The 13,183-nt window shown below is 64.9% G+C and carries 10 protein-coding genes and 1 tRNA gene; 8 read left to right on the plus strand and 3 right to left on the minus strand.

The features are described 5' to 3' along the window. Positions 1-6 precede the first annotated feature (6 nt). Both MJ122_RS26465 and MJ122_RS26470 read left to right on the plus strand, forming a co-directional pair. Positions 7-516 (plus strand): DUF4136 domain-containing protein, encoded by a 510-nt coding sequence (locus MJ122_RS26465; protein WP_088420315.1) that lies wholly within the window; start codon positions 7-9, stop codon positions 514-516. 91 nt (positions 517-607) lie between these two features. Then, complete coding sequence (locus MJ122_RS26470; protein ID WP_239746720.1) at positions 608-1,837, plus strand: multifunctional CCA addition/repair protein; 1,230 nt, start codon at positions 608-610, stop codon at positions 1,835-1,837. A gap of 116 nt (positions 1,838-1,953) precedes the next feature. Here the strand turns inward: MJ122_RS26470 and folK are convergent, their stop codons facing one another. Beyond that, positions 1,954-2,490 carry a 2-amino-4-hydroxy-6-hydroxymethyldihydropteridine diphosphokinase gene (gene folK, locus MJ122_RS26475; RefSeq protein ID WP_088420311.1) on the minus strand — a complete coding sequence of 179 codons (537 nt, stop codon included), beginning with the start codon at positions 2,488-2,490 and terminating at the stop codon, positions 1,954-1,956. Next, on the minus strand, positions 2,481-2,834 hold the full coding sequence (folB, locus tag MJ122_RS26480; protein ID WP_138525588.1) for a dihydroneopterin aldolase: 354 nt from the start codon (positions 2,832-2,834) through the stop codon (positions 2,481-2,483). Before folB ends, folK begins: the two co-directional genes overlap by 10 nt. 80 nt (positions 2,835-2,914) lie before the next feature. Between folB and plsY the strand changes: the two genes are divergently transcribed. Continuing rightward, entirely contained in the window at positions 2,915-3,484 is a 570-nt protein-coding gene (plsY, locus tag MJ122_RS26485) for a glycerol-3-phosphate 1-O-acyltransferase PlsY (protein ID WP_239746722.1), read from the plus strand. A 94-nt stretch (positions 3,485-3,578) separates the two neighbouring features. Here the strand turns inward: plsY and tsaD are convergent, their stop codons facing one another. Then, positions 3,579-4,604 carry a tRNA (adenosine(37)-N6)-threonylcarbamoyltransferase complex transferase subunit TsaD gene (gene tsaD, locus MJ122_RS26490; protein ID WP_239746724.1) on the minus strand — a complete coding sequence of 342 codons (1,026 nt, stop codon included), beginning with the start codon at positions 4,602-4,604 and terminating at the stop codon, positions 3,579-3,581. A gap of 200 nt (positions 4,605-4,804) precedes the next feature. On the opposite strand from tsaD, the gene rpsU reads away from it, so the two are divergent. From rpsU to MJ122_RS26515, 5 genes are all read left to right on the plus strand, one after another. Next, entirely contained in the window at positions 4,805-5,020 is a 216-nt protein-coding gene (gene rpsU / locus MJ122_RS26495; protein WP_003085057.1) for a 30S ribosomal protein S21, read from the plus strand. Between the two features lie 202 nt (positions 5,021-5,222). Continuing rightward, a complete protein-coding gene (gene dnaG, locus MJ122_RS26500; RefSeq protein ID WP_239746726.1) occupies positions 5,223-7,256 on the plus strand; it encodes a DNA primase in 2,034 nt (677 codons plus the stop codon). Between the two features lie 78 nt (positions 7,257-7,334). Further along, a complete protein-coding gene (gene rpoD, locus MJ122_RS26505) occupies positions 7,335-9,188 on the plus strand; it encodes an RNA polymerase sigma factor RpoD (protein WP_026078826.1) in 1,854 nt (617 codons plus the stop codon). 103 nt (positions 9,189-9,291) lie between these two features. Continuing rightward, positions 9,292-13,026 (plus strand): EAL domain-containing protein, encoded by a 3,735-nt coding sequence (locus MJ122_RS26510; RefSeq protein WP_239746727.1) that lies wholly within the window; start codon positions 9,292-9,294, stop codon positions 13,024-13,026. Positions 13,027-13,042: 16 nt separating this feature from the next. Then, positions 13,043-13,119: transfer RNA gene (locus MJ122_RS26515), tRNA-Ile, on the plus strand. Positions 13,120-13,183 lie beyond the last annotated feature (64 nt).

The raw sequence follows: 13,183 nt of genomic DNA on the forward strand, positions 1-13,183 counted from the left end.
ACCGCCATGCGACTGTTCGCCATTCTCCTACTCTGCCTTGCTGTCGCGACCTGCAGCAACCCTATCCCCCACGCCCAGGTCGCGCATCCCGCCGATGCGCGCCTGGCGGGGCTGCGCGATTTCCAGCTGATGCCACCGGAAAACGCCGTCGATGCCCTGCCCTACCGCAGCCGTTATCCGCTGATCAACGCCCAGGTGCGCCAGGGCCTGATCGAGCGCGGCTACCGCGAAAGCGCCACGCCGCAGCTGCGCGTCTATTACTGGCTGGCACTGCAGGATGCGCCGCTGGAGTTCAAGGTCGACACGCCGCCGCCGAATCCGCTCGGCCCCTACCTCGCGATCCACCGCCTGCGCGATGAAACCGGCACCCTGCGCCTGCGCCTGACCGACGCGCAGGAACAGACCCTGTGGGAAGGCACCGTCAGCACCGGTCTGAGCCCCGCGCATTCCAGCGCCGCCTTGCTGCAGGACGCCATTGGCACATTGCTCCAGCAAATCCCCGCCGCTGCACCATAATCCCGCTCCTGCAGACTTGCTCAACCTCCCGCTACGCTTGCCCCACCCGCCGCAAACCCCGAAGCTATCCCCCAGAACAGGAGACAGCTTCATGCAGATCTACAAAGTAGGCGGCGCCGTGCGCGACCGCCTGCTCGGCATCCCCTTCAGCGACACCGACTGGGTGGTGGTCGGTGCCAGCGCCGACGAGATGCTCGCCCAGGGCTACCGCCCGGTCGGCGCCGACTTCCCGGTATTCCTCCACCCCAAGACCGGCGAGGAATACGCCCTCGCCCGCACCGAACGCAAAAGCGGACGCGGCTACGGCGGCTTCACCTTCCACGCCAGCCCCGACGTCACCCTGGAAGAAGACCTGATCCGCCGCGACCTGACCATCAACGCCATGGCCGAGGACAACGACGGCCAGGTGGTCGACCCCTACCACGGCCAGCAAGACCTCGAAGCCCGCCTGCTGCGCCACGTCTCGCCAGCCTTCGCTGAAGACCCGCTACGCGTGCTGCGCGTCGCTCGCTTTGCCGCGCGCTACGCCCCGCTGGGCTTTTCCGTGGCCCCGGAAACCCTGGCGCTGATGCGCGAGCTGTCCGAGTCGGGCGAGCTGCAAGCGCTGACCGCCGAACGCAGCTGGAAGGAAATCTCCCGCGCCCTGATGGAAACCCGCCCCGACGTGTTCATCCAGGTGCTGCGCGACTGTGGCGCCCTGGCCGTGCTGATGCCGGAAGTCGACGCACTGTTCGGCGTGCCGCAACCGCCGCAGCACCACCCGGAAGTGGATACCGGAGAGCACGTACTGGCCGTATTGCGTGAGTGTGCGAAGTACGAGCAGCCGTTGAGCGTGCGCTGGGCCTGCCTGGTGCACGACGTCGGCAAGGGCGAGACCCGCGAGCAAGAATGGCCCAAGCACCATGCCCACGAACATCTGGGCCTCCCGCTGATCGATGCGATCAACGCACGCTTCAAGGTCCCGCGGGATTGCCAGGAGCTGGCGCGCCTGGTGGGCGAGTACCACACCCACTGCCACCGCGCGTTGGAACTGCGACCGAACACCCTCCTGGAGCTGCTGCAGTCCTTCGACGTCTACCGCCGGCCGCAACGCTTCGAGGAGTTCCTTGCCGCCAGCGAAATGGACGCCCGTGGCCGGCACGGGCTGGAGGATCGTGCTTATCCTCAGGCCGATTATCTGCGCGGCGCAGCGCAGGCCGCCCGCGAGGTCGCGGTGCAGCCGCTGCTGGAGAAGGGATACAAGGGCGCCGAGCTGGGCGAAGCGCTCAAGCGCGAGCGTCTGAATGCCCTGAAAGCCTATAAGGAAAACCATACGGACTAACGCAGGACATCTGACCGCTCGCGGTCAGATGCCGGCGCCGATGCCAAACCTGCGTGGGAGCGGACTCCGTCCGCGATCGGTCCGCATCGCGCCAGAGACCGCCGCGGAGCGCCAGCTCAAGCCGCCGGATGCGCCGCGATCAAGTCCGCCGGCGTCAGCTCAGTACCGCGCCACTGGAAGGGCACCGGCCAGAGCTTCTGCCCGATCTGCGCGCCAGCCCACAATTCGGCAAACGAAAGCTGCGCTCCCGGATGCTTCACCTCAGGCGCCAGCAAGGCCAGCGGCCAGAGTACGAAGGCATTCTTCAGCACCTCGGCGCGCGGCAGCGTCAGGCCGTCGAATTCGCCGTGCAGGTCGCCATACAGCAGCACGTCGATGTCCAGCGGCAGGCCCTTGCGCTCGGGTGCATAACGGCCATTGTCCGCCTCGATGTGCTTGAGCCGCAGGCTCAGCTCCGCCAGCGGCAGGTCGGTGCGGGCGACGATCACGAAGTTGTAGAAGGGGCCGCTGCGAATGCCCACCGGCTCGCTCTCGAACACCGGCGAGCAGCGGATGTCCTCGAGGAAGCCGTCCAGCGCCTCCAACCCGGCAAGCAAGTGGCGCTCACGCTCGAAGTTGCTGCCAAGCCCCAGGTAGACCGTGGTCAGCGGCATCCGCGTTCGATCTCCACACCCACGCCGATGGCGGCCGCTACGGCGCCAGGCTTGGTGACTTTCAGGCGCAGCCACTGAATGCCGAACTCCGCCATCAGCAACGCGGCCAGGCGCTCGGCAAAGGTTTCCACCAGCTGAAAGTGCGCGTCACGGGCGAACGCCATGACCCGCTCGGAGAGCACGGCGTAGTCCAGGGCCTTGGCGATATCGTCGTCGGCCGCTGCCGGGCGGTTGTCCCAGCCCAGCGTCAGGTCCAGGCGCAGGCACTGCCGGATACCCCGTTCCCAGTCGTAGACGCCGATCACGGTGTCCACTTCCAGCCCCTCGATGAAAACTCTGTCCACTGACTGCATGCTCCAAGGCGACACGACAAGCGGCCGGCGCCCCGTTAGAATCGGAAACGACCTCGTCTCCGGTGGAAACCATGTTCTGGTTCTTGGCGATCCTCGCCTACCTGCTCGGATCACTGTCCTTCGCGGTACTCCTCAGTCGCCTGTTCGGCACCGCCGACCCGCGCGCCAGCGGCTCGGGCAACCCCGGCGCCACCAACATGCTGCGCCTGGCCGGCAGGAAGATCGCCATCCTCACCCTGCTCGGCGATCTCGCCAAGGGGCTGTTGCCGGTACTCATCGCCCGGATGATCGGCCTGTCCGACGTGGAACAGGCCTGGGTCGGGCTGGCAGCGGTGATCGGTCACCTCTACCCGCTGTATTTCAACTTCCGTGGCGGCAAGGGCGTCGCCACCGCTGCCGGCATGCTGCTGGCACTGTACCCGCCGGCGGCCCTGCTCGCAGCAGCGGCCTGGCTGGTGACCTTCAAGCTGTCGCGCACCAGCTCGCTGGCCTCCCTGGTAGCCACGCCACTGACCTTGCCCCTATTGGCCTGGCAGGAGCCCTCGGCACTGCTGCCGATGACCGTGCTTACCGGCCTGATCGTCTGGCGTCACCGCAGCAACCTGCGCGACCTGGTCGCCGGCCGCGAGCGTCACTTCTAAAGCAGCGAGCTTCCCGGCCCACGTACCGCGCTGCAAGCGAAAAAACGGCCCATGCCGCTCAGAGCATGTGCCGCGTCGTTTGCAGCTTCATTATTCAGATCGCCGGCAGCGACTCCATTGGCCAACGCGCCTGGACGCCAATCGACGGGCCGTCCTGCTGCCCGGCCAGCAGTCGCTGGCAGCCGGCATAGGCAATCATCGCGCCGTTATCGGTGCAGAAGCGCGGGCGCGCGTAGAACACCTGGCCTTTCATCTCGCCGAGCATCTTTTCCAGGTGCTGGCGCAGCGCCTGGTTGGCACTGACGCCCCCGGCGATTACCAGGCTCTTGAGGTGAGTCTGCTTGAGCGCGCGCCTGCACTTGATGGTCAGGGTCTCGACCACTGCCGTCTGGAACGCCAGGGCGATGTCGCAGCGGGTCTGTTCGCTGTCGTCACCTTCGGCCACGCAGCGCTGCCAGGTATTGAGGGCGAAGGTCTTGAGGCCGCTGAAGCTGAAATCCAGGCCCGGGCGGTCAGTCATCGGCCGCGGGAAGATGAAGCGACCCGCCGTGCCGCTCGCGGCCAGGCGCGCGATCTCCGGGCCGCCGGGATAGGCCAGGCCCAGCAGCTTGGCGGTCTTGTCGAAGGCTTCGCCGGCCGCGTCGTCCACCGACTCGCCGAGCACCTGGTAACGGCCGATGCCATCCACCCGCACCAGCTGGGTGTGGCCGCCGGACACCAACAAGGCGACGAACGGGAACTGCGGCGGCTGCTCTTCGAGCATCGGCGCCAGCAGATGACCTTCCATATGGTGCACGCCGACGGCCGGTATGCCCCAGGCGAACGCCATGGCCTGGGCGCAGGACGCGCCGACCAGCAACGCGCCCACCAGGCCGGGGCCGGCGGTGTAGGCGATGGCGTCGATGTCCTGGGCGGTGCGGCCGGACTCGGCCAGCACCTGGCGAATCAGCGGCAGCATGCGCTTGACGTGATCACGGGAAGCCAGCTCGGGAACCACGCCGCCGTATACGCGGTGCAGGTCGATCTGGCTGAACAGCGCGTCGGCCAGCAGGCCCTTTTCGCTGTCGTACAGGGCGACGCCGGTCTCGTCGCAGGAGGTTTCCAACCCCAGCACTAGCATGGGTTTGAGCCTTTACTCTGGGCAAAATTGAAGCCGCGCATCATAATCGGCGGCTGGGCTTCGGACCAGTGCTTTTCGATCGGAGGCTTTGCATTCCTCCTTCCGAACGTTTAATATCCGCAACCCTTGAAAACCGCCGACTCCGAACAACCGTCAGGAGCGCGATAAATCCTCCGGTAATCATTGAAGGTACGACCTGGATGCCCGCCGTCAAAGTTAAAGAGAACGAACCCTTCGACGTAGCTCTGCGTCGTTTCAAGCGCTCCTGCGAAAAAGCAGGCGTACTGGCCGAAGTCCGTAGCCGCGAATTCTACGAAAAGCCGACCGCCGAGCGTAAGCGCAAGGCCGCTGCCGCTGTTAAGCGTCACGCCAAGAAAGTGCAGCGCGAACAGCGCCGCCGCGAGCGCCTGTACTGAGTTACAGCGCCTCGTCGCACGCTTTCCGCATCGCCCGGCCCACTCGCCGGGCGAGTGCCTGACTCAAGGCACGACAACTCCGATTCGCACTCGCGGACTTCGGAGTTTTTGCTTTTTCAAGCCCCATGCTTAGTCTCAAGCCCCGCTCGCGGCCTCATCGCCCCGCGCTATGCTTGGGTCCACCCTGCGTCCCGATGAGTCTATGGCCGGCCTGATTCCACAATCCTTCATCGATGACCTGCTCAACCGCACCGATATTCTCGATGTGGTGAGTTCGCGCATCCAGCTGAAGAAGACCGGCAAGAACTACAGCGCCTGCTGCCCGTTCCACAAGGAGAAGACGCCCTCCTTCACCGTCAGTCCGGACAAGCAGTTCTACTACTGCTTCGGCTGCGGCGCTGGCGGCAACGCGCTCGGCTTCGTCATGGACCACGACCAGCTGGACTTCGTCCAGGCAGTCGAGGACCTCGCCAAGCGCGCCGGCATGGACGTACCCCGCGAGGAAGGCCGGCGTGGCAACAAGCCGCGCCAGCCGGTCGACTCGCCGCTCTACCCGCTGCTCGCCGGTGCCGCCGAGTTCTACCGCCAGGCGCTGAAAAGCCACCCGGCGCGCAAGGCCGCGGTGGAATACCTCAAGGGCCGCGGCCTGACCGGTGAGATCGCCCGCGACTTCGGGCTGGGCTTCGCTCCACCGGGCTGGGACAACCTGCTGAAGAACCTGGGCGGCGACAACCTGCAGCTCAAGGCCATGCTCGACGCCGGCCTGCTGGTGGAGAACCCCGACAGCGGCAAGCGCTACGACCGCTTCCGCGACCGAGTGATCTTCCCCATCCGCGACAGCCGCGGGCGGGTGATCGCCTTCGGCGGCCGGGTACTGGGCGACGACAAGCCGAAATACCTGAACTCGCCGGAAACCCCGGTCTTCCATAAAGGGCAGGAGCTCTACGGCCTGTACGAGGCAAGGAAGAACAACCGGGATCTCGACGAGATCATGGTGGTCGAAGGCTACATGGACGTCATCGCACTGGCCCAGCAGGGCATCCGCAATGCGGTCGCGACCCTGGGCACGGCCACCAGCGAAGAACACATCAAGCGGTTGTTCCGCATTGTGCCGAACATCCTCTTCTGCTTCGACGGCGACCAGGCCGGCCGCAACGCCGCCTGGCGCGCGCTCGAATCGGCCCTGAGCAACCTGCAGGATGGGCGCAAGGTGCGCTTCCTGTTCCTGCCCGAGGGCGAAGACCCGGACAGCCTGGTACGCGCCGAAGGCCCGGACGCGTTCCGCGCCCGCCTCGCCCACCAGGCCCAGCCGCTGGCGGACTATTTCTTCCAGCAGCTGACCCAGGAGGCCGATCCCAGCACGCTCGAAGGCAAGGCGCACCTGGCGACCCTGGCCGGGCCGCTGCTGGAGAAGATCCCCGGCAACACCCTGCGCCTGCTGATGCGCCAGCGCCTGGGCGAGATCACCGGCCTGTCCGCCGACGCGCTCAGCCAGATCAGCGCGCCACGCTCCGGCCTCGCCGGCCAGGCTAAGCCGAGCCATAACCCCGCTCCGGTGCAGGCGCACGGCTCGGACCACGCCCACGAATACGCCGACTACGACATGGGCCAGTTCGCCGGCCAATTCGCGGAGCATGGCGACAGTCACTACCAGGATGCTTCGAATTACTTTGAAGCGCCGCAGGAATTTTCCGCCGGCAATGGCGGTGCCAAGCAGGGCAAGAAGCCCTGGAAGGGCGATCGCAAATGGGACGGCAAAGGCAGGAAAGGCGACTTCGCGCCACGCCAGCCACGCACCGAGATCAGCGTCGAATCGCCGACCCTGACCGCGCTGCGCACCCTGCTGCACCATCCTCAACTGGCGCAGAGCGTCGAGGATGCGAGCCACTTCTCCAACGAGGGACAAACCTATTCGCAACTGCTCGCCGCACTGGTCGAAGCGTTGCAGAAGAATCCGAAACAGAGCTCGATGCACCTCATCGCGCGCTGGCACGGAACCCCCCAAGGGCGCCTGCTGCAGGTGCTGGCGGGGAAAGAATGGCTGATCGACGACGGCAATCTTGAAAAGCAGTTCGTCGACACCATTACTACACTTGCACACAACCAGCTGCTCAGCAGCCGCGAAGCCCGCCTGCACAGCGTGCTGCGAAAGAATCCCAGTGAACTGACCGACGAAGAGAAAGCGTTACTGCGGGAGCACTACAGCACCCCCTCTTCAACAGGCAGCCAGAGCTGAACTGGCGTCTGAAGCCTCGAATCTGGTATAATCCTCGGCTTATTTCAGCCCGCCAAGACCTTCAGTGGATAGGGTGTTATGTCCGGAAAAGCGCAACAGCAATCTCGTCTCAAAGAGTTGATCACCCGTGGTCGTGAGCAGGGTTACCTGACTTACGCGGAGGTCAACGACCACCTGCCGGAGGATATCTCTGATCCGGAACAGGTAGAAGACATCATCCGCATGATCAACGACATGGGGATCAACGTATTCGAGACAGCCCCGGATGCGGATGCCCTGCTGCTGGCGGAAACCGATACCGATGAAGCTGCCGCCGAAGAAGCTGCTGCCGCCCTCGCTGCGGTAGAGAGCGACGTTGGCCGCACGACCGACCCGGTGCGCATGTACATGCGTGAAATGGGTACCGTGGAACTGCTGACCCGCGAAGGCGAGATCGAAATCGCCAAACGCATCGAGGAAGGCATCCGCGAGGTCATGAGCGCCATCGCCCAGTTCCCGGGTGCGGTGGACGGTATTCTCGAAGAGTACAACCGCATCGTCGCCGAAGGCGGCCGCCTGTCGGACGTCCTCAGTGGCTACATCGACCCGGATGACGGCACCCTGCCGGCCGAGGAAGTCGAGCCGGTCGGCCTGAAAGACGACGCCGAAGCCAAGGACAAGGATAAGGACGAAGAGGACGAAGAGTCCGACGGCGACAGCGAGGAAGAAGAAGGCGACGGTGGTCCGGATCCGGAAGAAGCCGCCCGTCGTTTCGGCGCCGTCTCCGAGCAACTGGAGAAAGCCAAGAAGGCCCTGAAAAAGCATGGCCGTGGCAGCAAGCAGGCGACCGAAGAGCTGGTCGCCCTGGCCGAGCTGTTCATGCCGATCAAGCTCGTGCCCAAGCAGTTCGACGTGCTGGTCGCCAAGGTCCGCGATGCGCTGGACAGCGTGCGTCGCCAGGAACGCGCCATCATGCAGCTGTGCGTGCGTGATGCCCGCATGCCACGTGCCGACTTCCTGCGCCAGTTCCCCGGCCACGAAACCGACACCGCCTGGGTCGACTCCGTACTCAAGGGCAAGCCCAAGTACGCCGAGGCCATCGAGCGCCTGCGTGACGACATCCTGCGCAACCAGCAGAAGCTGGTCGACCTGGAAACCAGTTCGCAGCTGACCGTTGCCGAGATCAAGGACGTCAACCGCGCCATGTCCATCGGCGAGGCGAAAGCCCGTCGTGCGAAGAAGGAGATGGTGGAGGCGAACCTGCGTCTGGTGATCTCCATCGCCAAGAAGTACACCAACCGCGGCCTGCAATTCCTCGACCTGATCCAGGAAGGCAACATCGGTCTGATGAAGGCGGTGGACAAGTTCGAATACCGTCGCGGCTACAAGTTCTCGACCTACGCCACCTGGTGGATTCGCCAGGCGATCACCCGCTCGATCGCCGACCAGGCCCGCACCATCCGCATTCCGGTGCACATGATCGAGACCATCAACAAGCTCAACCGCATCTCCCGCCAGATGCTGCAGGAGATGGGTCGCGAACCGACCCCGGAAGAGCTGGGCGAACGCATGGACATGCCGGAAGACAAGATCCGCAAGGTCCTGAAGATCGCCAAGGAACCGATCTCCATGGAGACGCCGATCGGTGACGACGAAGACTCGCACCTGGGCGACTTCATCGAGGACTCCACCATGCAGTCGCCAATCGAAGTGGCGACCAGCGAGAGCCTCAAGGAAGCCACCCGCGAAGTCCTCGCCGGCCTCACCGCCCGCGAAGCCAAGGTCCTGCGCATGCGCTTCGGCATCGACATGAATACTGACCACACCCTCGAGGAAGTGGGTAAGCAGTTCGATGTTACCCGCGAGCGGATCCGCCAGATCGAAGCCAAGGCGCTGCGCAAGCTGCGCCACCCGTCGCGAAGCGAGCACCTGCGCTCCTTCCTCGACGAGTGACGAAAAACCCCCGGCCAGAACCGGGGGTTTTTCTTTGGGCCTTCCACTGGGCAAAGTGCCACGTCTACACTTCGGCGTAGTCTTCCCAGGAGTGAGGCCCTTCATGCCGCGTCTGCAGGCAGTTCTACTGTGGTGCCTTGCATTCTGGGCAGGTCAGGCGTTCGCCCTGAGCCTCACGCCCGAGGAACAGCGCTGGCTGCAGGAGCACCCCAGCCTGCGCCTGGGCATCGACACCTCCTGGCCGCCCTTTGAATTCCGCGATGCCGACGGTAGCTACCAGGGGCTCGCCGCCAGCTATGTGCAGCTCATCAGCGAGCAGCTCAAGGTTCAACTGCAGCCGGTAGAGCCGACCAGTTGGAGCGAAGTGCTGCAACAGGCACGCGACAACCGCATCGACCTGTTGCCGGGAGTCATGGCCACCCCCGGGCGCCTCGACTACCTGACTTTCACCCGCCCCTACCTCGACTTCCCGATCATCATTCTTGCCCGCAAGGACGGCCCCGCCCCCGACAGTCTCAAGGAGCTGTACGGACTCAAGGTCGGTGTCGTGGCGAACTACGCGGCCCATGAACTGCTGATTGCCAAGCACCCTGACCTGAACCTGCAACCCCTGCCCAGCGTGGCCGCCGGGCTGCAGGCTCTGGCCACCGGGCAAGTGGACGCGTTCGTCGGCGATCTCGCCTCCGCGGTCTGGAATCTGCGTCAACTCAGACTCGACGGTGTGCAAATCAGCGGCGAAACACCCTATCGCTACCAACTGGCAATGGCCGTGCCGAAGGGCCAGGCGATCCTCGCCGGCCTCATCGACAAAGTCCTGGCCGACCTGACGACCGAGCAGATCGATGCCCTCCAGGCGCCCTGGGTCGGCGGCCTGGTGGATAGCCGCAGTATCTGGCCCGCCGTACTGCGGGTGGTCGTCCCCATCGTCCTGCTCACCGCCCTCACGCTGCTCGTGCTGTTCACCATGAACCGCCGCCTGCGTGGCGAAATGCAGCGCCGCGAGAAGCTCGAACAGGCCCTGCGCGACAGCGAGCAACATTACCGCGGCCTGGTCGAAAGCCTGACCGCCATTGCCTGGGAAATGCGCCTGGCGGAAAACCGCTTCACCTACGTCTCCCCCCATGCCCAGCGACTGCTCGGCTATCCGATCAAGGACTGGCTCGAGCCAGGCTTCTGGCAACGTACGCTGTACCCCGAGGACGCCGAACACGCGATCAATTTCTGCCTCAGCGAAAGCCAGGCCGGGCGCAACCACAGCTTCGACTACCGCATGCTCGCGGCCGACGGGCGCATGGTGTGGATTCGCGACATCGTCACGCTGATCCGCCACGGCGACGACCTGATCCTGCGTGGCCTGATGATCGACATCACCGATGCCAAGTCCACCGAGCAGGCCCTGCGCCTGTCCGAGCAGAAATTCGCCTCGGTGTTCCACCACTGCCCGGACATCATCGTCCTTGCCCGCCGCGTCGACGGGCAACTGCTGGCGGTAAACAGCACCTTCGAACAGCAGATCGGCATTCCCGCCAGCGAGGCGCTGGGCAAGACTTCCACCGAACTGGGCATCTGGGGCGAACCGGGCATGGGCCCGGCGATGCTGGCGCGCCTGCAGGGCGAGCCGCTGAACAACGTCGAGATCCCGCTCAACCGCCGCGATGGCACGCGCTTTACTGCGCTGCTCTCGGCTCAGCACATCGTCCTCGACGACACCCCGGCGCTGGTCGTGGTAGTGCGCAATATCTCCCAGGTCAAGGAAACCCAGGAGCAGCTGCGCGTCTCCGAGGAGAAATTTGCCAAGGCCTTTCACGCCTCCCCGGACGGCATGCTCATCTCGCGTATCAGCGATGGCCGGCTGGTGGAGGTGAACCGCGGTTTCAGCCGTATCACCGGCTACAGCCGCGAAGAAGCCGCCGAGCGCTCCACCCTGGACATGCGCCTGTGGGCCAACCCGGCCGACCGCACCCGGCTACTGGGCATCCTCGCCAACGAAGCCAGCGCACCGGAGTTCACCGCCCAGATTCGCACCCGTGACGGCAGCCTGCGCCTGTGCGAGCTCTCCGCCCACCGCATCACCATCGGCAACGACGATTGCATGCTGACCGTCGCCCGCGACATCACCGAGCGCCAGCAGATGCAGGAAAAACTCCAGCTGGCCGCGACCGTATTCGAAAGCACCGCCGAAGGCGTAATGATCACCGACGCTCGTCAGCGGATAGTTGCCGTCAACCGCGCCTTCAGCGAGATCACCGGCTACAGCGAACAGGAAGCCCTCGGCAGCTCGCCGCGCCTGCTCGCTTCCGGCCAGCACGACAGCAGTTTCTACGTCGCCCTCTGGCACCAGCTGAACGCAGAAGGCCACTGGCAAGGCGAAATCTGGAACCGCCGCAAGAACCAGGAGCTGTATCCGGAGTGGCTGACCGTCAGCGCCGTGCGCAACGCCGATGGCGAACTGTCGCACTATGTCGGCGTGTTCGCCGACATTTCCACCCTCAAGTACGCCCAGGCGCGCCTCGACTACCAGGCCCACCATGACCCGCTCACCGGCCTGCCCAACCGCCTGCTGTTCGAGAGCCGCCTCACCGCTTCGCTCAAGGAGGCCCAGGAAGACCATCAACAGGGCGCCGTGCTGTTCCTTGACCTCGACCGCTTCAAGCACATCAACGACAGCCTCGGCCATCCGGTGGGCGACCTGCTGCTGAAATCCATCGCCACCCGCCTGCGCGAGCAGCTTCGCGATGTCGACACCGTGGCCCGCCAGGGCGGCGACGAGTTCATCATCCTGCTGCCCGGCCTACACCACGCGCTGGATGCCGAGCATGTCGCCAACAAGCTGCTGCTCTGCTTCGGCAAGCCGTTCATCGCTGGCGAACAGGAATTCTTCGTCAGCGCGAGCATCGGCATCTGTCTCTACCCCGGCGATGGCAGCGACGTCGCCACCCTGGTGAAGAACGCCGACGCAGCCATGTACCGGGCCAAGGCCCAGGGACGCAACCGCGTCGAGTTCTACACCCGCGAGCTGACCTTCCAGGCCACCGAGCGCATGGCCCTGGAGCACGAACTACGCCGCGCCCTGGAGAGCGACCAGCTGCAGCTCTACTACCAACCCAAGCTCTCCCTCGCCAGCGGGCAACTTGTAGGAGCAGAGGCGCTGATCCGCTGGAAGCATCCTCAGTTCGGCGCGATTTCTCCGGACCGCTTCATCCCCCTGGCCGAGGAAAACGGCCTGATCCTCCCGCTGGGCGACTGGGTGCTGCGCGAAGCCTGCCGACAGATGAGCCACTGGCAGGACAGCCACGCCGCCTTCGGCCCGCTGTCGGTCAACCTCGCCGGTGCGCAACTGCGCCAGACCAACCTGGTCGAACGCATCCGCGAACTGCTCGCCCACTACAACCTGCAATCCTCGCGGCTGCAGTTGGAAATCACCGAAAGCTTCCTCATGCACCAGACCGAGGAAGCCCTGTCGATCCTGCACAGCCTCAAGCACCTGGGCGTGCAACTGGCCATCGACGACTTCGGCACCGGCTACTCCTCGCTCAGCTACCTCAAGCAACTGCCGCTGGACACTCTGAAGATCGACCAGTCCTTCGTCCACGGCCTGCCGGACGACCCACACGACGCCGCCATCGCCCGCGCCATCATCGCCCTGGGCCGCAGCATGAACCTCACGGTGATCGCCGAAGGCGTGGAGCACGAAGCCCAGGAACGCTTCCTCGAAGCCGAAGGCTGCGACCAGATACAGGGCTACGCCCTCAGCGCACCGCTGCCGGCCGACGCCTTTGCCAACCGCTTCCTGGTCCCGCTGCATCCGGTTGGCGCAAGCCAGAACGCCCCGGTATAATCCGCCCGCCTTCTGGGGGCCTATAGCTCAGTTGGTTAGAGCAGAGGACTCATAATCCTTTGGTCCACGGTTCAAGTCCGTGTGGGCCCACCACCCTTTCAGCAAAAAGCCGCGCGGATGCGCGGCTTTTGCGTTTCTGGCGCAGATGAGCCGATTG

Origin of the sequence: Pseudomonas sp. DP-17, from assembly GCF_022380625.1 — a bacterium.
Taxonomy (GTDB): Bacteria; Pseudomonadota; Gammaproteobacteria; order Pseudomonadales; family Pseudomonadaceae; genus Pseudomonas; species Pseudomonas nitroreducens_A.